25 protein-coding genes and 1 tRNA gene are annotated in these 26,461 nt (G+C 69.4%); 10 read left to right on the forward strand and 16 right to left on the reverse strand.

Features of this window, described 5'->3' with window-relative positions; translation table 11 throughout:
• Window positions 1-471: 471 nt before the first annotated feature.
• Window positions 472-1,152, forward strand: a complete 681-nt coding sequence (locus tag MPPM_RS08275) for a cysteine hydrolase family protein (RefSeq protein WP_096484640.1) — start codon at window positions 472-474, stop codon at window positions 1,150-1,152.
• Between the two features lie 30 nt (window positions 1,153-1,182).
• Here MPPM_RS08275 and MPPM_RS08280 read toward each other — a convergent pair whose 3' ends face one another.
• Window positions 1,183-1,383 (reverse strand): autotransporter outer membrane beta-barrel domain-containing protein, encoded by a 201-nt coding sequence (locus MPPM_RS08280; protein WP_157914146.1) that lies wholly within the window; start codon window positions 1,381-1,383, stop codon window positions 1,183-1,185.
• 20 nt (window positions 1,384-1,403) lie between these two features.
• Between MPPM_RS08280 and MPPM_RS08285 the strand changes: the two genes are divergently transcribed.
• The 4 genes from MPPM_RS08285 to hpxZ all read left to right on the forward strand — a co-directional run bounded on the left by MPPM_RS08285 (window position 1,404) and on the right by hpxZ (window position 4,025).
• Window positions 1,404-1,685, forward strand: a complete 282-nt coding sequence (locus MPPM_RS08285) for a hypothetical protein (protein ID WP_096484642.1) — start codon at window positions 1,404-1,406, stop codon at window positions 1,683-1,685.
• A gap of 287 nt (window positions 1,686-1,972) precedes the next feature.
• Window positions 1,973-2,176 (forward strand): DUF4089 domain-containing protein, encoded by a 204-nt coding sequence (locus MPPM_RS08290; RefSeq protein WP_017485033.1) that lies wholly within the window; start codon window positions 1,973-1,975, stop codon window positions 2,174-2,176.
• Window positions 2,173-3,618 carry an AtzE family amidohydrolase gene (locus tag MPPM_RS08295; protein WP_096484643.1) on the forward strand — a complete coding sequence of 482 codons (1,446 nt, stop codon included), beginning with the start codon at window positions 2,173-2,175 and terminating at the stop codon, window positions 3,616-3,618. The genes MPPM_RS08290 and MPPM_RS08295 overlap by 4 nt, the downstream gene beginning before the upstream one ends.
• An 11-nt stretch (window positions 3,619-3,629) precedes the next feature.
• Window positions 3,630-4,025, forward strand: a complete 396-nt coding sequence (gene hpxZ, locus MPPM_RS08300; RefSeq protein ID WP_096484644.1) for an oxalurate catabolism protein HpxZ — start codon at window positions 3,630-3,632, stop codon at window positions 4,023-4,025.
• Between the two features lie 58 nt (window positions 4,026-4,083).
• Here hpxZ and MPPM_RS08305 read toward each other — a convergent pair whose 3' ends face one another.
• From MPPM_RS08305 to MPPM_RS08315, 3 genes are all read right to left on the reverse strand, one after another.
• Window positions 4,084-5,484: a nucleobase:cation symporter-2 family protein gene (locus MPPM_RS08305; protein WP_096484645.1), complete on the reverse strand. Its 1,401-nt coding sequence runs from the start codon at window positions 5,482-5,484 to the stop codon at window positions 4,084-4,086.
• A 465-nt stretch (window positions 5,485-5,949) separates the two neighbouring features.
• The gene (locus MPPM_RS28860) at window positions 5,950-6,435 is read right to left on the reverse strand and encodes a hypothetical protein (protein WP_244573515.1); all 486 of its coding nucleotides are present in this window, start codon (window positions 6,433-6,435) and stop codon (window positions 5,950-5,952) included.
• Between the two features lie 337 nt (window positions 6,436-6,772).
• Window positions 6,773-7,003 carry a hypothetical protein gene (locus MPPM_RS08315; protein WP_096484646.1) on the reverse strand — a complete coding sequence of 77 codons (231 nt, stop codon included), beginning with the start codon at window positions 7,001-7,003 and terminating at the stop codon, window positions 6,773-6,775.
• Between the two features lie 36 nt (window positions 7,004-7,039).
• Between MPPM_RS08315 and MPPM_RS08320 the strand changes: the two genes are divergently transcribed.
• On the forward strand, window positions 7,040-7,327 hold the full coding sequence (locus tag MPPM_RS08320) for a hypothetical protein (RefSeq protein WP_244573516.1): 288 nt from the start codon (window positions 7,040-7,042) through the stop codon (window positions 7,325-7,327).
• A 94-nt stretch (window positions 7,328-7,421) separates the two neighbouring features.
• On the opposite strand, the gene MPPM_RS08325 is transcribed toward MPPM_RS08320, so the two are convergent.
• The 9 genes from MPPM_RS08325 to MPPM_RS08370 all read right to left on the reverse strand — a co-directional run bounded on the left by MPPM_RS08325 (window position 7,422) and on the right by MPPM_RS08370 (window position 16,516).
• A complete protein-coding gene (locus MPPM_RS08325) occupies window positions 7,422-8,363 on the reverse strand; it encodes a LysR family transcriptional regulator (protein WP_244573517.1) in 942 nt (313 codons plus the stop codon).
• A gap of 799 nt (window positions 8,364-9,162) precedes the next feature.
• Complete coding sequence (locus MPPM_RS08335; protein WP_096484649.1) at window positions 9,163-9,711, reverse strand: PAS domain-containing protein; 549 nt, start codon at window positions 9,709-9,711, stop codon at window positions 9,163-9,165.
• A 461-nt stretch (window positions 9,712-10,172) separates the two neighbouring features.
• Window positions 10,173-10,247, reverse strand: a tRNA-Gly gene (locus MPPM_RS08340).
• A 111-nt stretch (window positions 10,248-10,358) separates the two neighbouring features.
• Window positions 10,359-10,868, reverse strand: coding sequence for a hypothetical protein (locus tag MPPM_RS08345; protein WP_096487782.1), 510 nt, complete (start codon window positions 10,866-10,868; stop codon window positions 10,359-10,361).
• Between the two features lie 102 nt (window positions 10,869-10,970).
• On the reverse strand, window positions 10,971-12,269 hold the full coding sequence (gene glnT / locus MPPM_RS08350; RefSeq protein WP_096484650.1) for a type III glutamate--ammonia ligase: 1,299 nt from the start codon (window positions 12,267-12,269) through the stop codon (window positions 10,971-10,973).
• Window positions 12,270-12,358: 89 nt separating this feature from the next.
• Complete coding sequence (locus MPPM_RS08355; RefSeq protein ID WP_096484651.1) at window positions 12,359-13,693, reverse strand: FMN-binding glutamate synthase family protein; 1,335 nt, start codon at window positions 13,691-13,693, stop codon at window positions 12,359-12,361.
• Window positions 13,693-14,382: a GltB/FmdC/FwdC-like GXGXG domain-containing protein gene (locus tag MPPM_RS08360; RefSeq protein ID WP_096484652.1), complete on the reverse strand. Its 690-nt coding sequence runs from the start codon at window positions 14,380-14,382 to the stop codon at window positions 13,693-13,695. Before MPPM_RS08360 ends, MPPM_RS08355 begins: the two co-directional genes overlap by 1 nt.
• Window positions 14,382-15,302 carry a class II glutamine amidotransferase gene (locus tag MPPM_RS08365; RefSeq protein ID WP_096484653.1) on the reverse strand — a complete coding sequence of 307 codons (921 nt, stop codon included), beginning with the start codon at window positions 15,300-15,302 and terminating at the stop codon, window positions 14,382-14,384. Before MPPM_RS08365 ends, MPPM_RS08360 begins: the two co-directional genes overlap by 1 nt.
• 221 nt (window positions 15,303-15,523) lie before the next feature.
• The gene (locus MPPM_RS08370; RefSeq protein WP_017485053.1) at window positions 15,524-16,516 is read right to left on the reverse strand and encodes a GlxA family transcriptional regulator; all 993 of its coding nucleotides are present in this window, start codon (window positions 16,514-16,516) and stop codon (window positions 15,524-15,526) included.
• Between the two features lie 109 nt (window positions 16,517-16,625).
• Between MPPM_RS08370 and MPPM_RS08375 the strand changes: the two genes are divergently transcribed.
• The 4 genes from MPPM_RS08375 (at window position 16,626) to MPPM_RS08390 (ending at window position 21,915) form a co-directional block, all read left to right on the forward strand.
• A complete protein-coding gene (locus MPPM_RS08375; protein ID WP_096484654.1) occupies window positions 16,626-17,876 on the forward strand; it encodes a sarcosine oxidase subunit beta family protein in 1,251 nt (416 codons plus the stop codon).
• 97 nt (window positions 17,877-17,973) lie between these two features.
• Window positions 17,974-18,261: a sarcosine oxidase subunit delta gene (locus MPPM_RS08380; protein ID WP_096484655.1), complete on the forward strand. Its 288-nt coding sequence runs from the start codon at window positions 17,974-17,976 to the stop codon at window positions 18,259-18,261.
• Window positions 18,258-21,287, forward strand: a complete 3,030-nt coding sequence (locus MPPM_RS08385) for a sarcosine oxidase subunit alpha family protein (RefSeq protein WP_096484656.1) — start codon at window positions 18,258-18,260, stop codon at window positions 21,285-21,287. The genes MPPM_RS08380 and MPPM_RS08385 overlap by 4 nt, the downstream gene beginning before the upstream one ends.
• Window positions 21,280-21,915, forward strand: coding sequence for a sarcosine oxidase subunit gamma (locus MPPM_RS08390; protein WP_096484657.1), 636 nt, complete (start codon window positions 21,280-21,282; stop codon window positions 21,913-21,915). The genes MPPM_RS08385 and MPPM_RS08390 overlap by 8 nt, the downstream gene beginning before the upstream one ends.
• Before the next feature lie 88 nt (window positions 21,916-22,003).
• Here MPPM_RS08390 and MPPM_RS08395 read toward each other — a convergent pair whose 3' ends face one another.
• The 3 genes from MPPM_RS08395 to MPPM_RS08405 form a co-directional block, all read right to left on the reverse strand.
• Entirely contained in the window at window positions 22,004-23,638 is a 1,635-nt protein-coding gene (locus MPPM_RS08395) for a hybrid sensor histidine kinase/response regulator (RefSeq protein WP_096484658.1), read from the reverse strand.
• A gap of 233 nt (window positions 23,639-23,871) precedes the next feature.
• Window positions 23,872-25,275 (reverse strand): dihydrolipoyl dehydrogenase, encoded by a 1,404-nt coding sequence (lpdA, locus tag MPPM_RS08400; protein WP_096484659.1) that lies wholly within the window; start codon window positions 25,273-25,275, stop codon window positions 23,872-23,874.
• Window positions 25,272-26,456: a DUF4241 domain-containing protein gene (locus MPPM_RS08405; protein WP_244573518.1), complete on the reverse strand. Its 1,185-nt coding sequence runs from the start codon at window positions 26,454-26,456 to the stop codon at window positions 25,272-25,274. The genes lpdA and MPPM_RS08405 overlap by 4 nt, the downstream gene beginning before the upstream one ends.
• Window positions 26,457-26,461: the final 5 nt, after the last annotated feature.

Here is a 26,461-nt window from a genome sequence, read left to right on the forward strand (position 1 = left end):
GGTGCCAAGATCAAGCAGGCTCTGGTGCCGGACGCCCGCGCGGCAGCACAAGTCGTAAATCCGCAACACTTTCCGGCCGGTCCCGGTCGCGAACGTCAGTGAAAGGCCGGGTCGGGCCGGCGTCGAGATCGGTCGTATCTGCAGGACGTACCCCGGCCGCCGCGGTGTGATTCATGAAAATCTTTCGGATCCGCCCGCCGCCTGGTCATCCTGCGCAGGGAATGGCCATGGTGCCGATGGGGGCTCGCAGCGGGAGAAGTTTGCGAGCACGGCCGCCCGTGTCGGGGCGGAGCGGGGGCGGAGCCGCCGCCCGATGCACAGGCCGGCGCCAGCCTGGCGACACTTCGTGCATCGCCGACCGTGATCGGGCACGATTTTTCGAAGGCGCACCGGCATCATCGTCACCCGTCACCGCATCGGCCCGGACGATCTCAGGGCCACAGCCCCGCGGCGACCGCTCCGAGGTAGCCCATGCCCGACCCGCGCCCCCTTCTTGAGGCCGAACCCTCGCCTCTGCCGTTCGATCCGGCCGGGACGGCCCTCGTCGTCATCGACATGCAGCGCGACTTCCTCGAACCCGGCGGCTTCGGCGAGAGTCTCGGCAACGACGTCTCGCTGCTCGCCGCCGCGGTGCCCCCCACCCGTGCCCTGCTGGCCGCGGCGCGCGGGGCCGGCCTCCTCGTCGTCCACACCCGCGAGGGGCACGCGCCCGATCTCTCGGATGCGCCGCCGGCCAAGCTGGAGCGCGGCGCGCCGACGGCGCGCATCGGCGAGCCGGGCCCCATGGGCCGCATCCTGATCCGCGGCGAGCCCGGCCACGACATCGTCCCCGAACTGGCCCCCCTCGACGGCGAGCCGGTGATCGACAAGCCGGGCAAGGGCGCCTTCTACGCGACCGGACTCGCGGCCTTGCTGGAGGCGCGCGGCATCGAGACCTTGATCGTCTGCGGCGTGACGACGGAAGTCTGCGTGCACACCACCGTGCGCGAGGCCAACGACCGCGGCTACCGCTGCGTCGTCGTCGCCGATGCCTGCGGCTCGTACATCCCGGCCTTCCACGAGGCGGGCCTTGCCATGATCAAGGCCCAGGGCGGCATCTTCGGCTGGGTCTCGCGATCCGCCGCGGTGATCGCCGCCCTCGGCCGGGGGTGAGGCGCACGTCGGCGGCCTGCAGGCCCGTCGTCAGAAGCGCAGGGTGAGGCTGCCCCTGGCGGCGTGATCCTGGGCGCGGGGGCCGACCTGCCCGGTATAGGACACGCCCAGGGTCGTGTTCGGCGCCACCTCCGCCGACAGGCCGGCCTCGGCCACCAGGGCGTGCCGGTCGATCGGCAGGCCGGTCCCGATGAAGCTCGCCCCGTCTCCAACCGGTGGGCGTGGCGCCATCGACGATGCGGCCGGCATAGGTGGTGGAGCTGTCGTCGGCGTTGACGGTGAGGCGGCCATTGCCGAGGGGCGCCGCGGCGCTGTCGCCGACCAGCGAGCCGATCAGCGTCGCCGACGAAGCCAGGGTGCGCAAGCCGTCGCCGGTGCCGACGTTGTCCTTCACCAGGATCGGGATGCCGAACAGCGTCGGAAGCGCCTGGCCGCTCGCCCGGGCCTGCACCCTCTGGGCATCCATCCGCCCGGCGATCGCCGGGAAATCGGGATTGATCTGCTGCATCGAACACAGGGCCGAGCCCGCGTGATCGGGCTTCCGGATCTTGGACATGTACGGCAGCACGATCTCGCGTGATGTGGTCTCGCCACGCTGCAGCATGCCGGCGAGATCGGTCACCGACCTCTGCGTCAGGTCGGGCCGGCATGCTCGCGCATGAGCCGGCGCCCGGATGACCGGCCGCGGCTCGACCCCGGCGGACCGGCGGACCGGCGGACATCGGGGGCAGCGTGCCACGATCTGCGATGCGGGCGCGGTGGCCGTGGCGCGGCCATTGCACCGGACCGGCCGCGAAGCGCCCGATCCTCGAGGAAACCGATGTCCGATCACGCCGCGGCCCCGCCGCCGCCCGATCTCGACGCCTACGCCGCCGCCGCCGCGCCCGTGCTGGGCCTCGCCCTCGATCCGGCCTGGCACGAAGCGGTCGTCGCCAACCTGCGGGTGCTGCACGCCGCCGCGGCGCTCGTCGCCCTGTTTCCGTTGCCCGACACCGCCGAGGCGGCCCCGGTCTACACGGCGTGAGCGCGACGACGGATTGGAGCCTCGCCCCGGCCTGCGACATCGCCCGTGCGGTGTCGGCGGGGATGGTCGGCGCCCGCGACGTGGTCGCCGCCGCCCTCGCGCGCATCGCCCGCATCGACCCGGCGGTGAACAGCTTCACCGACCGCCTGTCCGAGCGCGCCACCGCCCGCGCCGCTTCCCTCGACGCCGCGCGGGCCAGGGGCGACAGACTCGGCCCCCTGGCCGGGGTGCCCTTCGCGGTCAAGAACCTCTTCGACGTCGCCGGTCTGCCGACGCGGGCGGGCTCGCGGATCAACCGCGAGCGGGCGCCGGCTCCCCGCGACGCCGCCCTGATCCGGCGGCTGGAGGCGGCGGGCGCCGTGCTGGTCGGGACCCTCGGCATGGGCGAATACGCCTACGACTTCACCGGCGAGAACATCCACGACGGCAATACACGCAACCCGCACGCCCTCGACCACATGTCCGGCGGCTCCTCGGGGGGATCGGGCGCGGCGGTCGCCGCCGGCCTGGTGCCGGTCGCGCTGGCCTCCGACACCAACGGCTCGATCCGCGTGCCCTCCGCCTTCTGCGGCTGCTTCGGGCTCAAGCCCACCTACGGGCGGCTCAGCCGGGCCGGGAGCTTCCCCTTCGTGGGCAGCCTCGACCATCTCGGCCCGATGGCGCGCTCGACCGGGGATCTCGCCCTGGCCTACGACGCCCTGCAGGGGCCCGATCCCGAGGATCCCGCCGCCGCGTCCCGGCCGCCCGAGCCCGCGGCCCCGGATCTCGACCGGGGCGTCGCGGACCTCCGCATCGCGGTGGCCGGAGGCTATTTCGCGCAAGGGGGCGACCCGGAGGCGTTTGCCGCCGTCGAGCAGGTCGCCCGCGCGCTGGACGCGAACCGCGGCGTCGCGATCCCGGAGGCGGCCCGCGCACGGGCGGCGGCCTACCTGATCACCGCGGCCGAGGGCGCCGCGCTGCATCTCGACCGGCTGCGCGGCCGGGCCGGCGACTTCGATCCGGCGGTGCGCGACCGGCTGATCGCCGGGGCAATGCTGCCCGCGCCCTTCCTCGAGCGGGCGCAGCGGTTCCGCCGCTGGTATCGCGACGCCGTGCTGGACCTGTTCCGCGATGTCGACGTGATTCTCGCGCCGAGCACGCCCTGCCGCGCCCCGCGCTCCGGCCAGACCACCTTCGTCCTCGGCGGCATCGAAGTGCCGGTGCGGCCCAATATCGGGGTGTTCACACAGCCGATCTCCTTCATCGGCCTGCCCGTGGTCGCGGTGCCGGTCTGGCTCGACGGCGGGCTGCCCCTCGGCGTGCAGATCATCGCCGCGCCCTGGAACGAGGCGCTCTGCCTACGGGTGGCGCGTCATCTCGAACGCGCGGGCGCGGTCCGGGCGCCGGTCGCGGCCCTGGATGGGGTGCCCCCGGAGACCAAGCCTTCGGAGGCCAAGCCTTAGGAGGACACGCCGTGATCATCGACGATCCCGCGGTGAAGGCCGAGGTCGAGCGGGTCTTCGCGGCCTACGAGGCGGCGCTCGTGAGCAACGACGTCGCGACGCTCGAACGGCTGTTCCACGACGATCCCCGCACGATCCGCTACGGCGCGGCGGAAAATCTCTACGGCATGGACGCGATCCGCGCCTTCCGCCGGGCGCGGCCCCCGCAAGGGCTCGCCCGCGACCTCGCGGACACCGTCATCACCACCTACGGCCGCGACTGCGCCGTGGCGATGACGCTGTTCCGGCGCGGGTCCGCACCCGGCCGGGTCGGGCGCCAGAGCCAGACCTGGCTGCGCTTTCCCGACGGCTGGAAGGTGGTGGCGGCCCATGTCAGCGTCATCGACGACGCGGCCGATGGGGCGTGAGCGCCCCCTGACGCGATGGCCGGGGGCGTGATCGATGGCGACGGGCCCGCGGGCGACGTCAGTGGGCCTGCGCGACCTCGGCCTGACGGATCGCCGCCTCACGGGATTCCGCCCTGTCGCCGAATCCGTTGAAGAACAGGTTCAGCCCCACCGCCGAGATCGCGGCGAGCAGGATGCCCGATTCCAGCAGCGGATGCAGTGCATGCGGCATCTGCTTGAAGAAGTTCGGCGCGACGAGCGGGATCATGCCGAAACCGACCGAGACCGCGACGACGAACAGGTTGTTGCGGTTGCGCGCGAAATCGACGCCGCCGAGGATGCGCGTGCCGGTGGCGCCGACCATGCCGAACATCACGAGGCCGGCCCCGCCGAGCACGCATTGCGGCACGGCCTCGACCAGGGCGGCGAGCTTCGGGACCAGTCCGAGGCCGAGCATGATGAAGCCCGCGGCCACCGTCACCCAGCGTGAGCGGATACCGGTGACGCCGACGAGCCCGATATTCTGCGAGAACGAGGTGTAGGGAAACGTATTGAAGATGCCGCCGATGACGGTGCCGAGCCCGTCCGCGCGCAGGCCCCGGGTCAGCCGCCGCCCGTCGACCGGATCGGCGGTGATCTGCGACAGCGCCAGGAACATGCCGGTCGACTCGATCATCACGACGATCATCACGAGGCACAGGGTGACGATCGAGACCGGATCGAAGCTCGGCCAGCCGAAGGCGAAGGGGCGCACCACGTCGAACCAGGGCGCCGCGGCGACGCGGTCGAGCTCCACCAGACCGGCGAAGCCGGCCAGGATCATCCCGAGCGCGATCCCGATCAGCACCGAGGCCGAGGCGACGAAGCCCGTGGCGTAGCGGGTGATGGCGAGGATCGCGCAGAGCACGAAGGCCGCGATGCCGAGATAGAGCGGTGCGCCGTAATTCGGGTTGCCGACGCCCCCGGCCGCCCAGTTCACGCCGACGCGCATCAGCGAGATGCCGATGACCAGGATGATGGTGCCGGTCACGACCGGCGGGAACAGCGGCAGGAGGCGCCCGACCAGCGGGGCGGCGACGAGGCCGAACAGGCCGGAGGCGATGACGGCGCCGTAGATGCCGGTCAGCCCTATCGCCGGGTTCGTCCCCATGGAGAGCATCGGGCCGACGGCGGCGAAGGTGACGCCCATCATCACCGGCATCCGGATGCCGATGCCGGGTAGGCCCCAGCTCTGGATCAGCGTGACGATGCCGCAGGCGAACAGGTCGGCGCTGACCAGCATGGCCACCTGCTCGGGCGGCAGCTTCAGCGCCCGGCCGATGATGAGCGGGATTGCCACGGCGCCCGCATACATCACGAGGACGTGCTGCAGGCCGAGAAGCCCGAGGGCCGCGCGGGGGACCCGTTCCTCGGGCTTACGGGGATTCCGACGCTCGATCTCGGCCGCGGAAGCCGGCGAGGAAGACGCCATCGACACCATGGGAGACATCCTCCGAACGTCCGGCCACGCTCGCAGGTGTTATGCCAATGAAGCGATCACGGCCCGTGCTTCCCTCGACGAGCCGAAGGCCTCCCATCGAGGGGGCGCGGCGCGGCCTGCCGTCGGGGCTGTCGCGATCGGGACTGTCCTGGTTTGATGGCCTCCACGCTCGCGCGCTCGGCACCGATGCGAGGCGATCCCAGCGGTCGGCCGCCGATCGGGAACAGTCTTCGCCGACGCGGATGCCGGCTCCCTTCGAGGCAAGCGCCGAACAGAGAGCGGCCACGCCGGCCGGAGCGAAGGTGCGCGTACATCCGGCGTCACCTCCGTCCCTGCCTCGTGGCCGCATCCGCTCAGGCGACGGGATCGCGATCGGCATCTCCCTGAGACGGGGGCGCTGGGGCCGACCGTCCATGGAGGAGCGCCCGACCCGCATACGCGCGCGTCGGGCGTGTCATGTCCCCGTTATTCCGCCGGGCCGCCGGAGGTCGCACCGTAGTTCGGCACGGAGCGGTCGTTGAGTTCCGCGTTGCCGTCCTTGGCGGAGCGGTCGATGCTGCGGCCCCGAACCGTGCCGATCGAACCCGTCGTCACGTCGTCGTAGGCGTTCGGAGCGGCGCGATCAGTGAAGAAGCTCGAAGGCTTCTCCCCTCGGATCGTCGAGAAGTTCTGAGCAAGAGCAGGCGAAGAGATCGCACCGATGCCCAGCACGACAGCGGCGATGGTCGAATTGATACGAGTGGTCTTGATACGAGTGTTCATGGCACAACCCACTAAGGCTTGCGCGGTCTCCGTCGAAAGGCGGCTGGCCGTGACTTGTTGCGTGTCCCTGAATTGGGTTCTGGCACTTTGAAACGACGTGCCGTTTGGCACGTCGTCGTCGACCCGCCGTTCAAGCCCCTGCCGGTGGATCGCGTCGATCCGGTCGGCCGTTCCAGGGGCCGGCGCCACCCCGCCGGCGGCAGACCTCGATGCAGACCCGCGGCCGTGAGGCGGCCTCGCGGGCGGGAATCGCCTCCGCAGCGGCGCACCAGCGGACGTCCGGATCGCTGCTGTCGCAAGATCACCCCGATCGACCAGCCCATTCATGTCCGAAACGAGGCGCGAAGATTGCAATTTAAGCAATCCAATCGCATCAAATGCGAAACGTCACGTTTACAGCAATCTAAGCCCAATGACCCCTTCTGTGATGCAGAGGCGGATCCGAGCGTATTTTCAAATATTAGAAAATTGATATCTGCATCGAATAGCTCTCCATAAAGTGTGTGTGTCACCTGAGGTGCTGATTTCATTCCCAGCCGGCGCTCATCGTGGAAACGAACCTCTCGACGCCAACCTGAGCGCTCGCATCCGTGTAGAGCCGTTCGACGTTGCTCTCCGTCTGGTTCCTTTCACTGTACTCGTCAGTCTCAGTGTCGTCCGAGTCATCGTCTATCTCTTTTAGAGTCCTGCCAATCGCGCCGATTTGGGCCTGCTTGAGGCGTCCATCCTGCCGCTGGCGGTCGCTGTCCTCCGGCAATGCTGGCTCTGGCGTTCGCGCCCCAAGCCGCGCGAAGTGGCCGTCTCGTTCATCCGTCGTGCCGTCCTGGCCGCCTATGCCTATGGCGGTCTGCTCGCCTCGATCCCGGTCATGCTGTTCGTCGGAGCCGATCCGGACGGGCGCCTGCTGATCGCCGCCAGCTGTGCGGGCCTGATCGCGACCGGGATGAGCGCCGCCGTGCTGCCACGGATCGCCATCGGCTTCTCCGGCCTCATCATCGCCGGATCCTTCTTCGGCTTGGCGGCGACGGGAGACCGCTTCTACATCTCAGCCCTGTCGAGTTCGAAAACCGTGCCCAATTAGCTTAGGACGGTGTCCACCAAACCGGCAGCAGGCCAATCGAAGACAATTGGGGAGCCTAACCCCTTCTGCCTTTCGGAATTGTTTCGCTCACCTCTCAGGGTGAAATGAGCCTGACACCCGTATGGTCCGTCCTCAACTTGCTCCATGCCTCACCACCGGTTCCCGCAGCCAGCATGACCGGGAGCTTCTTCATGGCGAGCTCGATGAAGCTACGTGTCTTCGCCGGCAGCAAGCGTGAGGTCGTGACGATGTAGACCGGCGTCGGCGGCAGGTCCCACTCCGGCAGCACCTGCTCCAGTCGGCCATTGGCCACATCGCGCTCGACGCTGAGGCGGTGCGTGCTGATGATGCCCTGGCCTGCCAGCGCGAACTTGCGAGCAAGGTTCGGTGAGTTGCAGGAGAGCGGCCCGTTCACCGGGACCGGAACAGTTTCGTCACCGCGGTTGAGCGACCACGTCGTGCTCATGCCATGGCTGGAGACGATGGCACTGTGATTTTTGAGATCGTGAGGGTCTTTGGGCCAGCCGCGATCGTTGAGGTATGCCGGCGCAGCAAAGAGGCCGTTTCCGATTTCGGCGACCTTGCGCATGATCAGCGAGGTCTCGCGCGGCTCCTCGATGGTCACGGCCAGATCGTAGTTGTCGCCCACGAGATCGATGGCGCTGGGCTTCAGATCGACATGCACGCGGATGTGCTCGTACGCAGCGGAGAATTCCGTGATGATCCGCGAGAGGTGATGCAGCACCCAGAAGTCTGGCGGCGCGGCGATCTTGAGCAAGCCGCTCGGCCCCTTGGCCGCGGCCACGAGATTGTCGAGGGCCTGCTGCGCTTCATCGACGAGGCGGCCTGCCTGAGCAAGGTAGGCTTCACCGTAGGGGGTCAGGACAAGCCGCCGAGTGGTACGGTCGAGCAGCCGCAGGCCCACCACCTGTTCGAAGTGAGAAATCCGCCGTGAGAGCGACGAGATCGGCATCCCCAAAGCAGTTGCGGCTTTGCTGAAGCTTTTCTGTTTGGCCACTTCGACGAAGAGGGCCATGTCACGTAACATCTGTGCATTGGGCATATGTCCGTCGCGCACTCCTGACCGTCTGCTCCGCGCTCTCCCATAAGCCAAGCATGGCAACTTTTGCACGCACTGCGGTGGGGAGTGCCGTGTCTCCGCAGCTGTCAGCGCACGCATCGTTGGCTGAGACAATCACGATACGATCGCTGGTTCGATCTCCCGAATAACTAGGAAAGAACATCGAAGAAAGTCATTGCGCCATGCGATCAGGAGATATTTTCGCAGGGCTGAAGGAAAAAAGTTTTGCGCCGGAAGATCTAATCGGCTGCTTGAGGCTAACAAAACTTTTTTTGAAACAAGACGGTTAACGGCGGAATCTCGGCGTGCCAACCATCACGAACGCACCGCTCGGCTGGGCCAGGCCGCAGCTTGTCATGATGCTTCATCACTCATCAGAGTGGAAATCTAGAAGACAAAATTTTGTGAATGCAGAGTGATGTGCCGCCAAGCACTCGACAAGATGCGGCTGTCACGGGATGTGCTGAAGTCCCCAGACGTTGCGCACAATCGTAAAGCGCAGGTGGCAAGTGCCACTACCCTATACAAGGTTTGTTGAGCCAAATGTACATGTCCGGGTCCGAACTCCTCTTCGTCGCAGCCGATGCCACGTGGCGGTGCGAAGCTGCAAAGGTTCTCAATCGCGAGCCGAACGACCTCGGACTCATCTTGCTGCCTGAGGCTCGCGGTGAACCGGACACGCTTCTTCGCACGGCCTTCGAGGTGCGTGAGCGTGCCTATGCGGCGTGGTGTCAGGAGTCCGAGGCCATGTCGGTCAATGGGCCTTGCTCGGTGATCCCGTTCCCAGCTGCTCGCGCCTGAGCGCCAGGTTGAGTGCGTAGAGCGCGTGGTCGATCGCCCCCGCGACCTCACCGCCATACTCCACGGTCAACGCTCGCGCCGCGATCAGGTGATCGGCAGCGATATCGAGCTTGGAGAGAGCAGCGAACTCGCCCGTGGCTCGACCGGGCTTGAACGTGCCGATCTCGATCTTGGCGGTCAGACCCTGCACGTTGTCCTCGTACCGGCTGACGATCCCGAGGAAACCAACGAAGTCGTGGGTTAGCGGCGTGAACGAGGGCGAGGCGGCGCCGAGCACCCAGATGCTGCCGCCGTCTGCGCGCCGCAGGCGGAAGCGCAGCATGAACTCGACTTGGCGCCGACAGGCTTCGGCGAAGCCTGCAACGACGGGGGCTCTGTCATCCGGATGGAGAGCATCGACCCAGCCCATCCCGAGTGCTGCCGTTGCCTCCTGCCCCGTGAGTGGGTGCCACTCCTGGCAGATATAGGCAAGATTTCCCCTGTGGTCGGCAACCCAGATCATGAAGCGGTCTTGTACGTCAGGACTGATCGTTCGCCAGAGTAGACTGCCCCCGCATGACAATGTTCCATTCGACACCTCCGCGGAAGCGTAGCCATTAGCCTAAGATACCCTGCCATGCCGATCCGGTGCGAGCATCGGTTCTTCTACCCGGGGCACCGGCTGCCGCTCTCGGCGGTGATCCGCTTCGGCTGCGCCAAAAGGTCGGTGTGAAGGCTGCGGGCGCCCGCAGGCCGGATCGTGTTTCACCTGGGCGACGACGGGCGCATGACACGGATGGTGCCGGCCACCGCCTCGACGATGTCAAGGTTGCGGCGGCCCGCACACACGCTTCGACGACGGCGCGCCACGCGCGGCGAGGCCGCGCATCGCCCATCGAGGCGTGAGGAATCGGGTCTGCAGGCCTGCCGGAACGCGAGGTCGGCGGCAGATCGTTGGATAAGTCAACGCTTCAGCGATTTAGGTGGAGCGGGCGATCGGGATCGAACCGACGACATTCAGCTTGGGAAGCTGACGTTCTACCACTGAACTACGCCCGCATCCGGCCGCTCATGGAGCGCTGTGGCTGCCTTGAGCCGGAGGGTGCTTCCGGGCGGCAAGGCCTGGGAAGCACCTCATTTTCATAAGCGATGGCGGGCGCCTGTCCACCCCTAAAATGCGTCCGCGCCCCGTCGCGACGTCCGTGCGCCGACGCTGCGGCCGGCGATCAGCCAGTAGACCAGCCCGGACACGCTGCCGGCCATCAGCAGGATCGCGGCGAGCCGTGCTTCCGCGCCCGCCGCCGCCGAGCCGGCGGCGGGAGGCGGGCCGCCGCGGGCGAGCCAGGGCAGGAGCGCCGTGAGCGCTCCCGTCGCGCCGCCGTACCAGAACGGGGAGCGCAGCCCGAGCGTCTCGCCGAGAAGCGCGACCAGCGTCGGTGGCAGGATCAGCAGCAGGCCGAGCGCCTGGGCGAAGAGGATGACGGCCATCACGGCGACATCCGGCGGAACGCCCTGCGCGAGATCCGACAGGCCGGCGAAGAGACCGACGAGGCCGAGCTCGCCCAGTGTCTCGCGGAAGGTCGGATCGAGCAGCACCCCGGCCGTGAGCGCCAGGGCGCCGGCCGGGATCGCCAGGATCAGGGCGAAGACGGCCAGGAGGACGCGTCCCAGCCCCATCATCGGCATATCAGCTCCTCGCGCTCCGTCGGGGACGGCCGAAAAACCGATAAGCTCTTGGGGCGAGGACGGGCAACCGGCCTCACGGATCGGCGCCGGGGCGGCTCAGCAATCGAGCGTGGTGTCGCGCTCCCATTGCGTCAGATGGCGGCAGTAATCGTCCCATTCCTGGCGCTTGAGCTTGAGGTAGCTCGGCACGAAGGCGCCGAGCGCCTCGTTGAGGACCGGGCTCGCCTCGAGGGCGCGCAGCGCGTCGAGCAGGTTGAGCGGCAGGCGCTTCACGCCCTCGACCGTGTGCCCGTCGGTGTACATGTTGATGTCGAGGCGCTGGCCCGGATCGCGCTGCTGACGGATGCCGTCGAGGCCGGCGGCGAGGATGCCGGCCTGGAGCAGGTAGGGGTTGGCCGCCCCGTCCGCGAGGCGGAACTCGAAGCGCCCGCCATCGGGAATGCGGATCATGTGGGTGCGGTTGTTGCCCGTGTAGGTCACGGTGTTGGGCGCCCAGGTCGCGCCGGAGGTCGTGCGGGGCGCGTTGATGCGCTTGTAGGAATTCACGCAGGGATTGGTGAGCGCGGCCAGCGCGTCGGCGGAGTGGATCAGGCCGCCGATGAAGTGGTAGCCGAGCTGCGACAGGCCGATCTCGTCCGAGCGGTCGGAGAAGACGTTCTGGCCGTCGCGCCAGAGCGAGACGTGGGCGTGGCAGCCGGAGCCCGTCAGGTCCATGAAGGGTTTGGGCATGAAGGTCGCGCGGAAGCCGTGCTTCTCGGCGATCGAGCGGGTCATGTACTTGAAGAAGGCGTGCCGGTCGGCGGTGATCAGCGCGTCGTCGTAGTCCCAGTTCATCTCGAACTGGCCGTTCGCATCCTCGTGGTCGTTCTGGTAGGGCTTCCAGCCGAGGCTCAGCATCGCGTCGCAGATCTCGGTGATCACCTCGTAGCGGCGCATCAGGGCCGACTGGTCGTAGCAGGGCTTGGTCTGCTTGTCGGCGGTGTCGGCGGGCTCCGAGCCACAGGGCGTGATCAGGAAGAACTCGCACTCGACGCCGCTCTTCATCTGCAGCCCCTCGCGGGCCGCTTCCTTGATCAGGCGCTTGAGGATGTTGCGCGGGCCCTGCTCCACCGCCTTGCCGTCCATCACGAGGTCGGCGGGCAGCCAGCCGACTTCCGGCTTCCACGGCAGCTGGATCAGCCCCTCGGGGTCGGGCATGGCCAGCAGGTCGGCATCGGCCGGGCTCATGTCGAGCCAGGTGGCGAAGCCGGCAAACCCCGCGCCGTTGCGGCAGGTGCTGGCGATCGCGGCGGCCGGCACCAGCTTGGCGCGCTGGGTGCCGAACAGATCGGTATAGGAAACGAGGAAGTACTTGATGCCGCGTTCCCGGGCGGCGGCTTCGAGTTCGTGCGTCATTGCAAGAATCCTCCCGGCTTGGTGGTTCGGCCCCATCGCCACAAAAGAAAGAGGGCCGCCCTCGAAGCCTCGGGAGCGGCCCTCGCAGATCACATGCCGGTCTTGCCGGGAATCCAGCCGGTGCCGGCGAGCGGCACCTGCGCCATCGCCGCGGCCTCGATGGTGAGCGCCACCAGATCCTCGGGTTCGAGGTTGTGCAGGTGGCTCTTGCCGCAGGCGCGGGCGATGGTCTGGGCCTCCAGCGTCATCACCGCGAGGTAGTTGGCGAGCCGGCGGCCGGCGAGTTCCGGATCGAGGCGCTTGGCGAGTTCCGGATCCTGCGTGGTGATGCCGGCGGGGTCGCGCCCCTCGTGCCAGTCGTCGTAGGCGCCGGCCGTGGTGCCGAGCGCCTCGTACTCCGCCTGCCAGCGGGGATCGTTGTCGCCCAGCGCGATCAGGGCGGCGGTGCCGATGGCGACCGCATCGGCGCCGAGCGCCAGCACCTTCGCCACATCCGCGCCGGAGCGGATGCCGCCGGAGACAACGAGCTGCACCTTGCGATGCAGGCCGAGATCCTGCAGCGCCTGCACGGCGGGGCGGATCGCGGCGAGCGTCGGAATGCCGACATGCTCGATGAACACGTCCTGCGTCGCGGCGGTGCCGCCCTGCATGCCGTCGAGCACCACCACGTCGGCGCCGGACTTGGCCGCCAGCGCCGTATCGTAATAGGGGCGGCTCGCGCCGACCTTGACGTAGATCGGCTTCTCCCAGTCGGTGATCTCGCGCAGTTCCTCGATCTTGATCGCGAGGTCGTCCGGCCCGGTCCAGTCCGGATGGCGGCAGGCGGAGCGCTGGTCGACGCCCGGCGGCAGGCAGCGCATGCCGGCGACGCGCTCGGTGATCTTCTGGCCGAGCAGCATGCCGCCGCCGCCGGGCTTGGCGCCCTGGCCGATCACGACCTCGATGGCGTCGGCCTTGCGCAGGTCGTCCGGGTTCATGCCGTAGCGCGACGGCAGGTACTGGTAGACCAGGGTCTTGGAATGTCCGCGCTCCTCCGGCGTCATGCCGCCGTCGCCGGTGGTGGTCGAGGTGCCGGCGATGGTGGCGCCGCGCCCGAGCGCCTCCTTGGCGTTGGCCGAGAGCGAGCCGAAGCTCATGCCGGCGATGGTGACCGGCGTCTTCAGGTGGATGGGCTTGGAGGCGAAGCGCGCGCCCAGCACCACCTCGGTGCCGCAGCGCTCGCGGTAGCCCTCGAGCGGGTAACGGCTGATCGAGGCGCCGAGGAACAGCAGGTCGTCGAAATGGGGCAGCGCCCGCTTCGCCCCGGCGCCGCGGATGTCGTAGATGCCGGTCGCCGCCGCGCGGCGGATCTCGGACATCACGTCGGGGGTGAAGGTCGCCGACAGGCGCGGCTTGGTGCGCGGAGGCTGGCGATGATCGGTCATCAGTAGGCTCCGGCGTTGTCGACGTGGAAGTGGTAGAGGGTGCGGGCCGAGCCGTAGCGGCGGAACTCGCTCGGGCTCACTTCCCCGGCCAGCCCGGCGGCGGCGAGCTTGTCGGCGAGTTCCCGCAGGTGCTCGTCGCGCATGGGCTTCTCGATGCAGTCGGCGCCCAGGCTCTTGACCGAGCCGCGTACGTAGAGCTTCGCCTCGTAGAGCGAGTCGCCCAGCGCCTCGCCGGCGTCACCCAGCACGGTCAGCGTCCCGGCCTGGGCCATGAAGGCCGACATGTGGCCGATCGAGCCCTTCACGACGATGTCGACGCCCTTCATCGAGATGCCGCAGCGGGCGCCTGCATTGCCGTCGATGATGAGCATGCCGCCATGCGCCGTCGCGCCGGCCGACTGGCTGGCATCGCCGCGCACGTGGACGAGGCCGGAGATCATGTTCTCGGCGACACCGACGCCCGCATTGCCGTTGACGAGAACGGTGGCGAGCTTGTTCATGCCGGCGCAGTAATAGCCGACATTGCCCTCGATCTCGACGCTGATCGGCGCGTCGAGCCCGGCGGCGATGGCGTGGCGTCCATCCGGACCGGTGACGGTCCAGTGGGTCTCGTTGGTGTCGGGCCGCAGGGCGTGCAGGGTTCGGTTCAGCTCGCGCAGCGGCGCGGTCCGCAGGTCGAAGCTCGGCATCAGTGGCGCTCCCCGGATTCGCGTTCCCACGCGTAGACCTTGGCCGGCTCGGGCTCGAACACCCGGGCCTTATCGATGCCGGGCAGGCCGACCAGCGCCCGGTACTCGGAGCCGAAGGCGACATAGTCGTCGGTCTCGGCCATCACGGCGGGCTTGCAGGCGATGGGGTCGCGCACCACGGCGAAGCCCGTCTCGGTGCCGACCACGAAGGTGAAGAAGCCATCGAGATCGGTCAGGCTCGATTCGAGCGCTTCCTTGAGCGAGGCGCCCTCGCGCATGCGCCAGCTGAGATAGCCGGCGGCGACCTCGGTGTCGTTCTGCGTGGCGAAGCTCAGGCCCTCATGGCGGAGGCGGCGGCGCAGGTCGTTGTGGTTCGACAGCGAGCCGTTATGGACGAGGCACTCGTCGGTGCCGGTGGAGAACGGGTGGGCGCCGTTGGTCGTCACCGCGCTCTCGGTCGCCATGCGGGTGTGGCCGATGCCGTGGGTGCCGGACATGTTCTCCAGGGCGAAGCGCTCGGCCACGGCGGCCGGCAGCCCGACCTCCTTGTAGATCTCCATGCGCCGGCCCGCGCTCACCACGTCGATGCCGGGGGCGTTGGCCTTGAGCCAGGCCCGGATCTCGTCCTCGCGCTCGGCGGGGACGGCGAGGACGGTGTGGGTGTCGCGCTCGGTCGCCTCGGCGGAGAGGGACAGTGCCTGCTCCAGCCCCGTGACCGCGCCGCGCAGCGCCTCCGGGCCGGGGCCGCGCAGGGTCAGCTTGACGCTGCCCGCATCCGAGACGCCATCCGAGCCGTAGACCGCGAAGCCGGCGCTGTCGGGGCCGCGATCGGTCATCGTCTCGAGCATCTTGGACAGCATCGCGCCGAGCTGCGGTTCAAGCTTCGGATTCTTGAGGAATAGTCCGACAATACCGCACATCGGCGTCGCCCCGTCCGTTCGTTCACTGGTGAAAGGGATCGCACGGTGTGCCGGCTACGTCAACTTTCAAGCACGAAAATTTCCTCTCATGAAACGCTTTCCCGTCGATGCGAGGCGATTCGAGGCGATCCGGTGTGCCGCCCGATCCGGAGAGGGAGCGGCGCTGGATCGCTTCGCGGCCGCTCGCGATGACGGAGGGACGGTATCGGCCGGCGGGCCTCTCAGATTTCCGCTCCCTGCCGCCGGCGCCGACGCTCGGCCCGCGATAGCTCGTCCGCGCTCGCGAAACCCGTCGCCGCGGCGATTTCGGCGCGGCTCAGCGCGCTCTCGCGGCCGAGCTGGTGCGCCCGGTCCAGGCGCAGGTCGAGGTAGTGGCGGTGGAGACCCTGCCCGAGCCCTTCGCGAAACAGCCGCTCCAGCTGCCGCACCGAGACGCGCGCGAGACCGGCCAGGACCTCGCGGGCGAGCGGCGCTTCGAGGTTGGCCTCCATCGCCGCGAGCACCCGCAGCAGGCGCGGGTCGCGCACGCCGAAGCGCTGGCGCAGGTCCATCCGCTGCGGGCTCAACCCCTCGCGGATCTGATTGTGCAGGAACCAGTCGCTGACCCCCGCCGCGAGCCCGGCGCCGTGGTCGCGGCCGATCAGGTCGAGCATCAGGTCGAGGGCGGCGATGCCGCCGGAGCAGGTGATCCGCTCGCCCTGGATCTCGAACAGCGAGCGGACCACCTCGATGTCGGGATAGCGCTCCTCGAAGGCCGGCACGTGCTCCCAGTGCAGCGTGCAGCGCCGGCCCGAGAGCAGGCCGGCGCGGGCCAGCAGATAGGGGCCGCCGGAAATGCCCCCCAGCGTCACCCCGCGCCGGGCGAGCCCGCGCAGCCACGCGAAGAGGGCGGGATCGTCGAACTCGGCCGGATTGCCGCCGGCGCAGACGAAGACGCGGTCGGCGGCGATGTCGCTTGAGCCGACCGCGACGTCGGTGAGGATGCCGAGCCCGTTCGAGGCCTGCACCACGCCGCCGCCGGGCGCGGCGTGCCACCAGCGATACAGTTCGCAGCCCGACAGGGTGTTGGCCGCCCGCAGCGGCTCGACCGCCGCCGTGTAGGCCATCAGCGGAAAGTCCGGCACCAGCACGAAGCCGACCGTCAGGGTCGCGGGGTGTTCCACCCGCGGCGGCTTCGGCCCCGGCCGGGCGCGGGCTTCGGGCTCGGTTCGCATTTCTGCGCGATTTGCCGGAATCATGTCGCAAAACGCAAGTCCGCGTGCCCGCGATCTCGGTTAACCCTGGGACATACGGAACATCCTCCGGCGATGAGCGGATTCCCGCATGCGCTACTCCCTCTTCAGCGTGCTCGGACAGGCCTTGCGCGGCCAGCGCGATTGGACGCCGCAATGGCGCGACGCGGCCCCGCAGGAGGCCTACGACGTGGTGATCGTCGGCGGCGGCGGGCACGGGCTCGCCACCGCCTACTACCTCGCCAAGGAACACGGGATCACCCGCGTCGCCGTGCTGGAGAAGAGCCACGTCGGCTCCGGCAATGTCGGGCGCAACACCACCATCGTGCGCTCCAACTACGGCCTGCCCGGCAACATCCCGTTCTACGAGCGGTCGATGAAGCTCTGGGAGGGGCTGGAGCAGGACATCAACTACAACGCCATGGTCAGTCAGCGCGGCGTGCTGAACCTGTACCATTCCGACGCCCAGCGCGACGCCTATGCGCGGCGCGGCAACGCCATGCGGCTCGCCGGCATCGATGCCGAACTGCTCGACCGCGAGGGCGTGCGGGCGATGGTCCCGTTCATCGACTTCGACAATGCGCGCTTCCCCGTGAAGGGCGGCCTCATCCAGCACCGCGGCGGCACCGTGCGCCACGACGCGGTGGCCTGGGGCTATGCCCGCGCGGCGAGTGACCGCGGCGTCGACATCGTCCAGAACTGCGCCGTCACCGGCATCCGCCGCGAGAACGGGCGCGTCACCGGGGTCGAGACCAGCCGCGGCTTCATCCGCGCGGGGAAGGTGGCGCTGTCGGTGGCCGGCTCGTCGTCGCTGCTCGCCGGCATGGTCGACATGCGCCTGCCGATCGAGAGCCACGTCTTGCAGGCCTTCGTCAGCGAGGGCGTGAAGCCCCTGATCGACTGCGTCATGACTTTTGGGGCCGGCCATTTCTACGTCAGCCAGTCGGACAAGGGCGGCCTCGTCTTCGGCGGCGACATCGACGGCTACAATTCCTATGCGAGCCGCGGCAACCTCCACACCATCGAGGACGTGATGGAAGGCGGCATGGCGCTCTGGCCGGGGCTCGGGCGGCTGCGGCTGCTGCGCCACTGGGGCGGCATCATGGACATGTCGATGGATGGCTCGCCCATCATCGACCGCACCGACATCGGCGGCCTCTACCTCAATGCCGGCTGGTGCTACGGCGGCTTCAAGGCGACGCCGGCCGCCGGCTTCTGCTTCGCCCACCTGATCGCCCGCGACGAACCGCACGCGGATGCCAGCGCCTACCGCCTCGACCGCTTCGCCACCGGCCACCTCATCGACGAGAAGGGCATGGGCGCCCAGCCCAACCTGCATTGAGGCTCTCCTGGTGGCGCCGGCTGCGCCGACGCCACCCGCCGCACGGGCGGCGACGCCTGCTCCAGCGGGCACCGATCTTTAATGAGGACGATACGCCATGCGCATCCGGTGCCCCTATTGCGGCGAGCGCGACAACGGGGAGTTCAGCTATCTCGGCGACGCCGCGCCCCGGCGCCCCGACGGGATGGAGGCCTCGGCGCAAGCCATGCACGACTACGTCTACCTGCGCGACAACCCCGCCGGGACGCTCCGCGAACTCTGGTACCACGCCGCCGGATGCCGCTCCTGGCTGGTCGTGACCCGCGACACCCGCACCCACGCCATCGAGGCGGTCGAACCGGCGCGCGACGTCGCGCGGGCCCGCCGCTCGGGAGAGGCCGCATGACCACGCTCGCCCTTCAGCGCGCGGAGGCGCCCGTTTCCGCGACCTCGGCCGATCAGCCGTTCCGCACCGCCACCGGCGGCCTGATCGACCGGAACCGGCCGCGCGACTTCACCTTCGACGGGCGGCGCCTCACCGGCTTCCACGGCGACACGCTGGCCTCGGCGCTGCTGGCCAACGGCGTGCGCCTCGTCGGCCGCTCGTTCAAGTATCACCGGCCCCGCGGCATCCTCTCGGCCGGCTCGGAGGAGCCGAACGCCCTGGTGGAGCTGCGCTCCGGGGCGCGACGCGAGCCCAACACCCGCGCCACCATGGCGGAACTCTATGAGGGGCTGGAGGCGACGAGCCAGAACCGCTGGCCGTCGCTGGCCGTCGATGCGCTCTCGGTCAACGCGCTGCTCTCGCCGGTCTTCGCGGCCGGCTTCTACTACAAGACCTTCATGTGGCCGGCGGCCTTCTGGGAGAAGCTCTACGAGCCGATGATCCGGCGCGCGGCGGGCCTCGGCCGGGCCGCCGACGCGCCCGATCCCGACACCTACGACCACGCCCACGCCCATTGCGACGTGCTCGTCATCGGCGGCGGCCCGACCGGCCTGTCGGCGGCGCTCGCCGCCGGCCGCTCCGGGGCGCGGGTGATCCTGGTGGACGAGGATTTCGCCACAGGCGGGCGCCTGCTCGCCGAGCGGCGCGAGATCGGCGGCGTGAGCGGGGCCGAGTGGGCCGCCCGCGCGGTCGCCGAACTGGAGAGCCTGCCCGAGGTGCGCATCCTGACGCGCACCACCCTGTTCGGCGTCTACGATCACGGTGCCTACGGCGCGGTGGAGCGCGTCTCCGACCATCTCGCGGTGCCGGCTCCCCACGCGCCGCGCCAGCGGCTGTGGCGGATCGTGGCCCGGCGGGCGGTGCTCGCGGCCGGCGCCATCGAGCGCCCGCACGTGTTCGGCGGCAACGACCGGCCCGGCGTGATGCTGGCCGGCGCGGTGCGGACCTATCTCAACCGCTACGGCGTGCTGCCGGGCCGGCGCCTCGCCGTGTTCACGTCGAGCGACGACGGCTGGCGCACCGCCGCCGACGTGATCGCCGCCGGCGGCGGGCTCGCGGCGGTGATCGACACCCGCACCTCCGTCCCGCCGCATCTGCGCCGGATGGCGGAGGCGGCCGGGGCGCGGGTGGTAACCGGCGGGTACGTCGCCGGTACCAAGGGCCATCTCGGCTTGAGCGCGATCCAGGTCGTGGACGGCTACCACAGCACGGAGACGATCGCCTGCGACGGTCTCGCCATGGCCAATGGCTGGAATCCGGTCGTCCACCTCGACTCGCACCTGTCGCGCCGGCCGGTCTGGGACGAGGCGATCCACGCCTTCGTGCCGGGCGCCCTCCCCTCCGGCATGCAGGCCGCCGGCGCCGCCGCCGGGCGCTTCACCCTGGCCGAATGCCTGGAGACCGGCGCCCGGGCCGGTGCCGAGGCCGCGACCGCCTGCGGCTTCAGCGCCACGGCCGAGTCCGCCCCGACCACCGATCCGGAGAGCGTGGCCCACACGCCGCTGTGGCGCGCTCCGAAGCCCCGTGGAAAAGCCTTCGTCGATTTCCAGAACGACGTGGCCGCCTCCGACGTGGAACTCGCCCACCGCGAGGGGTTTCGCGCCGTCGAGCTGCTGAAGCGCTACACCACCCTCGGCATGGCGACCGACCAGGGCAAGACCTCGAACCTCGCCGGCCTCTCGATCATGGCCGAACTCACTGGCAAGGACATCCCGAGCGTCGGCACCACGGTGTTCCGCCCGCCCTTCACGCCGGTGGCCATCGGTGCGTTCGCCGACCATCACCGCGGCAAGGAGTTCCGCGCCACCCGCCACGTCCCGTCCCATGCCTGGGCCGAGGAGAATGGCTGCGTCTTCGTCGAGACCGGGCTGTGGCTGCGCCCGGCCTACTTCCCGCGCGCCGGCGAGACCGACTGGCTCGACACGGTGGTGCGCGAGGTCGAGACCGTGCGCGCCCGCGTCGGGATCTGCGACGTCACCACGCTCGGCAAGATCGACATCCAGGGCCGCGACGCGCTGGCCTTCATCGAGCGGGTCTGCGCCAACCCCTTCGCGACGCTCCCCGTCGGCAAGGCGCGCTACGCCGTGCTCCTGCGCGAGGACGGCTTCGTCATGGATGACGGCACCGTCGCGCGGCTCGCCGAGACGCACTACGTCATGACCGCCTCGACGGCGAACGCTGCGCGGGTGATGCAGCATCTCGAATTTTGCCGGCAATGGTTATGGCCGGAGCTCGACGTGCAGCTCGCCTCGGTGAGCGAGCAATGGGCGCAATATGCCATCGCCGGCCCCCGTGCCCGCGATACGCTCCGCCGCATCGTCGATCCCGGCTTCGACATCGGAAACGAAGCCTTCCCGTTCCTGGCCAGCGCCGAGATCACCGTCGGCGGCGGCATCCCGGCCCGGCTGTTCCGCATCTCGTTCTCCGGCGAACTCGCCTACGAACTGGCGGTGCCGGCGGCCTATGGCGACGCCGCGTGGCGGGCGGTCATGCAGGCGGGCCTGCCCTACGGCATCACCGCCTACGGCTCGGAAGCGCTCTCGGTGATGCGCATCGAGAAGGGCCACGCGGCCGGTGCCGAGATCAACGGCCAGACCACGGCGCGTGACCTCGGCCTCGGCGGCATGCTCGCCAAGAAGAAGGACTATATCGGCCGCCTGATGAAGGAGCGCCCCGCGCTCACCGATCCGGACCGGCCGATCCTGGCCGGTTTTCGCCCGGTCGATCCCAGCGACCGGTTGCGGGCGGGCGCGCATTTCCTGGCGCTCGACGCGGAGCCGAGCCTGGAGGCCGACGAGGGCGTGATGACCTCGGTGGCCTACTCGCCGAGCCTGCGGAGCTGGATCGGCATCGGCCTGATCCGGCGCGGGACGGAGCGCCACGGCGAGCGGGTGCGCGCCTACGATCCGGTGCGCGGCGCCGATATCGAGGTCGAGATCTGCTCGCCCGTCTTCGTCGATCCCAAGGAGGAGAAGCTGCGTGTCTGAGCCGGCAACGAACCGAGCGACCGCCTCTCCGTGGCAGCCGCGTAGTGCTTGGGGCGGCGCGGTGCGCGCCGGACGGCACGGCACGGCGCAGGGGCCGGCGGGCATCCGTCTGACGCCCCGCAATGGCTTCGGCCTCGCCACCCTCATCGCGGCGGAAGGAAAGGAAGCCGACTTACAAGCGGCTCTGACCAAGTGCCTCGGCCTATCCCTGCCGGAGGCCGGCGCGGCGCATCTCGAGGGCGAGCGCGGCCTGATCTGGTCCGCCCCCGGCCAGTGGCTCGCGGTGGCGCCGTCGCCGCACGACCTTCGGGAGCTGCCGGACGCCCTGCGCGGCATCGCCGCCGTCACCGACCAAAGCGACAGCCGCGCCCTGGTGCGGGTCTCCGGGCCGCAGGCGCGCGCCATGCTCGCCAAGGGCGTCGCCGTCGATCTCCATCCCCGCGCCTTCGGGCCGTGCCGGGCGGCGGTGACGAGCATCGCCCATATCGGCGTGCAGCTCTGGCAGCGCGACGCGGGCCCGACCTACGACATTGCCGTAGCCCGCAGCTTCGCCGGCAGTTTCTGGCACTGGCTGGAGCACGCCGCGGCCGAGTTCGGCACCGAGGTCGAGGGCGTGTCGGGACACTGATCGGCGCGGACCGAAGCCGGCACGACGCGGTGCCGCCCGGTCGATCGGACCCCGCTTCCCGCGGGGCGGGCAAACCGGACGCGGCGCCCTACCCCACCCCCGTCGGCCCGTCGATCACCCGCCGCACCCGGCGGGCCAGCTCCATGCGCTTGTAGGGCTTGTTGATGATCTCGAACTCGGTGCCGCCCGCGTCGGTGCGCTCCAGCGAGGCTTCGGCGTAGCCGGTCGTCAGCAGCACCTTGATCTTGGGCTGCCGCTCCCGCGCGGCGCGGGCCAGCATCACGCCGTTCATGCCGCCGGGCATGATCAGGTCGGTGAACAGCAGGTCGATGCGCCCCTCGCCGTCGAGGATGTCGAGCGCCGCCTTGGAGCCGTCGACCACGGTGACCTTGTAGCCGAAATCCTCCAGGATGATGCCGGCGGTGGCCGCGACGTCGGGCCGGTCGTCCACCACGAGCACCGTCTCGGTGCCGTGCCGGTCGGCGGCGCGGATCGACGGCTTCTGCTCGTCCTCGGACTTTTCGGCCTTCTGATCGGAGGCGGGGAACAGGAGCCGGACCGTCGTGCCGTGCCCGACTTCGGAATAGATCTTTACCGAGCCGCCGGATTGCTTGGCGAAGCCGTAGACCATGGCGAGCCCGAGCCCCGTGCCCTTGCCCTCTTCCTTGGTGGTAAAGAACGGCTCCATGACGCGGGCCAGGATCTCCGGCGGCATGCCGAGGCCGGTATCGGTGACCGAGATCACGACGTAGGCGCCAGGCGGCACCGTCTTGTAGAGGGCGGTGTCCTCGTCCTCGATCAGCAGATTCTCGGTCCGCACCGTCACCGAGCCGCCCGCCGGCATCGCGTCGCGGGCGTTGATCAGGACGTTGAGCAGGGCGACTTCGGCTTGGGTCGGGTCGATGCGGGTGGTCCGGAGATCCGGCGCGAGGACGGATTTCAGGACGATGTCGTCGCCGAGCGTCCGCCCGGCCATCTCGCCCATGCTCTCGACGAGGCCGTTGAGGTTGAGGATCCGGCCCTCCAGCCGCTGCTTGCGCGAGAAGGCGAGGAGCTGGTGGGTGAGCTTGGCGGCCCGGTCGGTCGCCGCCCGCACCGCCTCGCCGGCCCGGCGCATCCGCGACACGTCGAGGGTGGGGTGGTCGAGCAGCGCCAGCATCACCTCGTTATGGCCCGAGACGACCTGCAGCAGGTTGTTGAAGTCGTGGGCGATGCCGCCGGTGAGCTGCCCGAGGCTCTCCATCTTCTGGGCTTGGTGCAGTGATTCCTCGGCGTCGCGGCGGCGCGACACGTCGAGCTGCGAGCCGAAGAAGTAGACGAGGTCACCGGAGCGGTTGAAGACCGGGCTGACGAACAGCGCGTTCCAGAACGAGGAGCCGTCCTTGCGGTAGTTCAGCACCTCGGTGGCGAATTCCCGGTGTTCCCGGATCGCGTCGCGCACCTCGGCGATGGTGTCGCAGTCGGTCTCCGGTCCCTGCAGGAAGCGGCAATTGTTCCCGATCAGTTCATCGACCGAGTAGCCGGTCATACGGATGAAGGCGCGGTTGGCGAAGATGATCGGGTTGTCCGGCTGGCGCGGATCAGTAACGATCATCGGCATGCGGGTCCGCTCGACGGCCGCAAAGAAGATGTCGTGGTGTTGATCGATGACGCCCGCAGCACCGCTGCCGCTGACAGGGGTATTCGAGCCGGGAGCGCTCGGCTTCTCGGGTGACGAGGGCATCAAAACTTCCCAGCGGGTACGACCCACTGGGCCGGATTGCGCCTAACAATCCGATGTTATGCGTCACCGTTCCATAGCGGACGCGGCGGGTTGAACACTTCGTGAACGACACAAGGTCGCAGATCGGCGGTCAATTCTGTCTTGCCATTCGGTCCTGCCATGCCGTCTTGCGAGGCGGTCGGACGCGCCCGAGGCCGAGGCGGACCCGGCAGCGCCGGGCCCGCAAGGCAGGTTCAGACGTGGATCGCGCGCTTGTCGACGGCGAGCGCGGCTTCCTTGACCGCCTCCGTCAGCGTCGGGTGGGCGTGGCAGGTGCGGGCGATGTCCTCGGAAGACGCCGCGAACTCCATCGCCACGGCGACCTCGGCGATGAGGTTGCCGGCATCCGCGCCGACGATGTGCACGCCGAGCACCCGATCCGTCTGCGCATCCGCCAGGATCTTCACGAAGCCGTCGGTGGTGCCGTTGGCCTTGGCCCGGCCGTTGGCGGTGAAGGGGAACTTGCCGACATTGTAGGCGATGCCGTCCTTCTTCAGCTCCTCCTCGGTCTTGCCGACCGAGGCGACCTCCGGGAAGGTGTAGACGACGTTCGGGATCACGCCGTAATTCACGTGACCCGCCTGCCCGGCCAGGATCTCGGCGACGGCCACGCCCTCGTCCTCCGCCTTGTGGGCCAGCATCGGCCCGGCGATCACGTCGCCGATGGCGTAGATGCCGGTGACGTTGGTGGCGTAGTGGCTGTCGGTCTCGATGCGACCCTTGTTGTCGGTGGCGATGCCCACCGTCTCCAGCCCGAGCCCCTCCGTGTAGGGCACCCGGCCGATGGCCACGAGCACGACGTCGGCCTCGATCTTTTCCGGCTCGCCGCCCTGGGCCGGCTCGACGGTGACGGTCGCGCCGCCCTTCTTGTTGACCTCGACGCCGGTGACCTTGGTCGAGAGCTTGAAGACCATGCCCTGCTTGGCCAGGATGCGCTGGAACTGCTTGCCGACCTCGCCGTCCATGCCCGGCAGCACCCGGTCGAGATACTCGATCACCGTCACCTCGGCGCCGAGCCGGCGCCAGACCGAGCCGAGTTCGAGCCCGATCACGCCCGCGCCGATCACCACGAGCCGCTTCGGCACCTCAGCGAGTTCGAGGGCGCCGGTGGAGGAGACCACCGTCTTCTCGTCGATCTCGACGCCGGGCAGCCGCGTGACGTCGGAGCCGGTGGCGATGACGATGTTCTTGGTCTCCAGCATCTGGTTGCCGCCGTCGTCCGAGATCACCTCGACGCGGCCGGCGCCCGCGATGCGGCCGCGGCCGTGATAGGTATCGACCTTGTTCTTCTTGAGCAGGAACTCGACGCCCTTGGTGTTGCCGTCAACGCCGCCCTGCTTGAACGCCTGCATCTTCTTCAGGTCGAGCTTGGGCGTGCCGACGTCGATGCCCAATTCCGAAAAGTGCTTGTTGGCCTCTTCGAAGGCTTCCGAGGCGTGCAGCAGCGCTTTCGAGGGGATGCAGCCGACATTGAGGCAGGTGCCGCCGTGGGTCGCCCGCTTCTCGACCACGGCGGTCTTCAGCCCGAGCTGGGCCGCCCGGATGGCGCAGACATAGCCGCCGGGGCCGGTGCCGATGACGATGAGATCGTAGCTCATGGTTGGGTCTGTCCTCGTGATGGCGTGTCGGGTGAGCCGGTGCGCTCCCAGGCCGCGATGACGGCGAGGAGTTGCGGCGACCGGGGTGCGGTGAGGTCGCGGGCGTAGGCGGGATAGGTCTTCCGCTCGTCGCCGATCTGCAGGTAGGGCGGCATCAGGGTCGGTGCGCCGTGCCGGACGAGGCGTTCGAGCGCCTCCGGCTTGTCGAGGCGGATCGCCTCGAAGGTGAAGGTGCCTTCCGCCTCTTCGATCGGCGTCTCGGGGACGATCCGGCCCGCGTCGAGCAGCGCCGAGACGGTGGCGAGATCGTCGGCCTTCAGCGCCGCGTAGCCCCGCTCGCTGTCGCGGCGCTGCTCCGGGCTCAGCGCGGCCAGGGCCGCGGCGACCGCGATGTGCCGCGGATCGCGCCCATCGCCGTTCTCGATGATGCCGAAATCCGTGACGAGCCGCAGCGGCCGCCCGGCCACGTCGAGACCCCAGTACGAGGCGTAGACGCCGTCGCCCCAGCCGCTGGAGAAGACCGCGATCCGCGCCGGATCATCCGGCAGCGGCCGGTGCATGACCCAATTCAGGTTCGAGTCCTTCAAGTCGTCCGCGAGCACGTCGTCGTAGTAGTTGCTGTAGCCGCTCCGCTTCTGCTCCTGCGCGTCGCGGCGCTCCATCGCGGCGCGCGCGGCCGGGTCCATGAAGCAGCCGAGACCGGCATCGACGGGATAGCCGAAGATCTCGCCCGCCTTCAGGGTGGCGACGTCCTGGCCCGGCACGAGGGCGAGTTCCCAGCGCGCCGGCGTGCCGTCGGCGAAGCGAAGCTCGGCCAGGGCGACGCGGTGCTGCGCGCGGTAGAGCGTGACGGGATAGTCGCCCGGCGCGACCCTGCGGGTGAAGGGCTGGCGGTCGGGCTGTACCAGCGGATCGGCGGCGATCACCGCCCCGCCCGGCAGGGGCAGCGCGCCGAGGGCCATGCGCGTGATGCCGCGCGCCAGCAGCGCATCGTCCGTCAGTCCGGTCACAGACAGGTTGGCGTCGTTCGCTCGGGCGTCGTAGGGCGCGTCCGCCACCGGCTGGTCTCCATCGCGGCCCGCCCGCTGCCACGGGAAGAGCTTGGCGAGCGAGGCCGCGAGTCCCGCCCCGACCGCCGCCGCGGCGAGACCGAGGACGGTGCGCCGGCTCAGGTCGGACAATCGAG

Source organism: Methylorubrum populi (assembly GCF_002355515.1).
Lineage (GTDB): Bacteria > Pseudomonadota > Alphaproteobacteria > Rhizobiales > Beijerinckiaceae > Methylobacterium > Methylobacterium populi_A.

What these genes read in the sequence shown, in the direction of transcription:
- MPPM_RS08275 (WP_096484640.1), top strand. Translation starts at nt 472, where the DNA reads ATGCCCGACCCGCGCCCCCTTCTTGAGGCCGAACCCTCGCCTCTGCCG.
- MPPM_RS08280 (WP_157914146.1), bottom strand. Translation starts at nt 1,383, where the DNA reads ATGGCGCCACGCCCACCGGTTGGAGACGGGGCGAGCTTCATCGGGACC.
- MPPM_RS08290 (WP_017485033.1), top strand. Translation starts at nt 1,973, where the DNA reads ATGTCCGATCACGCCGCGGCCCCGCCGCCGCCCGATCTCGACGCCTAC.
- MPPM_RS08305 (WP_096484645.1), bottom strand. Translation starts at nt 5,484, where the DNA reads ATGGTGTCGATGGCGTCTTCCTCGCCGGCTTCCGCGGCCGAGATCGAG.
- MPPM_RS08325 (WP_244573517.1), bottom strand. Translation starts at nt 8,363, where the DNA reads ATGGCCCTCTTCGTCGAAGTGGCCAAACAGAAAAGCTTCAGCAAAGCC.
- MPPM_RS08335 (WP_096484649.1), bottom strand. Translation starts at nt 9,711, where the DNA reads ATGATCTGGGTTGCCGACCACAGGGGAAATCTTGCCTATATCTGCCAG.
- MPPM_RS08345 (WP_096487782.1), bottom strand. Translation starts at nt 10,868, where the DNA reads ATGATGGGGCTGGGACGCGTCCTCCTGGCCGTCTTCGCCCTGATCCTG.
- glnT (WP_096484650.1), bottom strand. Translation starts at nt 12,269, where the DNA reads ATGACGCACGAACTCGAAGCCGCCGCCCGGGAACGCGGCATCAAGTAC.
- MPPM_RS08355 (WP_096484651.1), bottom strand. Translation starts at nt 13,693, where the DNA reads ATGACCGATCATCGCCAGCCTCCGCGCACCAAGCCGCGCCTGTCGGCG.
- MPPM_RS08360 (WP_096484652.1), bottom strand. Translation starts at nt 14,382, where the DNA reads ATGCCGAGCTTCGACCTGCGGACCGCGCCGCTGCGCGAGCTGAACCGA.
- MPPM_RS08365 (WP_096484653.1), bottom strand. Translation starts at nt 15,302, where the DNA reads ATGTGCGGTATTGTCGGACTATTCCTCAAGAATCCGAAGCTTGAACCG.
- MPPM_RS08370 (WP_017485053.1), bottom strand. Translation starts at nt 16,516, where the DNA reads ATGCGAACCGAGCCCGAAGCCCGCGCCCGGCCGGGGCCGAAGCCGCCG.
- MPPM_RS08375 (WP_096484654.1), top strand. Translation starts at nt 16,626, where the DNA reads ATGCGCTACTCCCTCTTCAGCGTGCTCGGACAGGCCTTGCGCGGCCAG.
- MPPM_RS08380 (WP_096484655.1), top strand. Translation starts at nt 17,974, where the DNA reads ATGCGCATCCGGTGCCCCTATTGCGGCGAGCGCGACAACGGGGAGTTC.
- MPPM_RS08385 (WP_096484656.1), top strand. Translation starts at nt 18,258, where the DNA reads ATGACCACGCTCGCCCTTCAGCGCGCGGAGGCGCCCGTTTCCGCGACC.
- MPPM_RS08395 (WP_096484658.1), bottom strand. Translation starts at nt 23,638, where the DNA reads ATGCCCTCGTCACCCGAGAAGCCGAGCGCTCCCGGCTCGAATACCCCT.
- lpdA (WP_096484659.1), bottom strand. Translation starts at nt 25,275, where the DNA reads ATGAGCTACGATCTCATCGTCATCGGCACCGGCCCCGGCGGCTATGTC.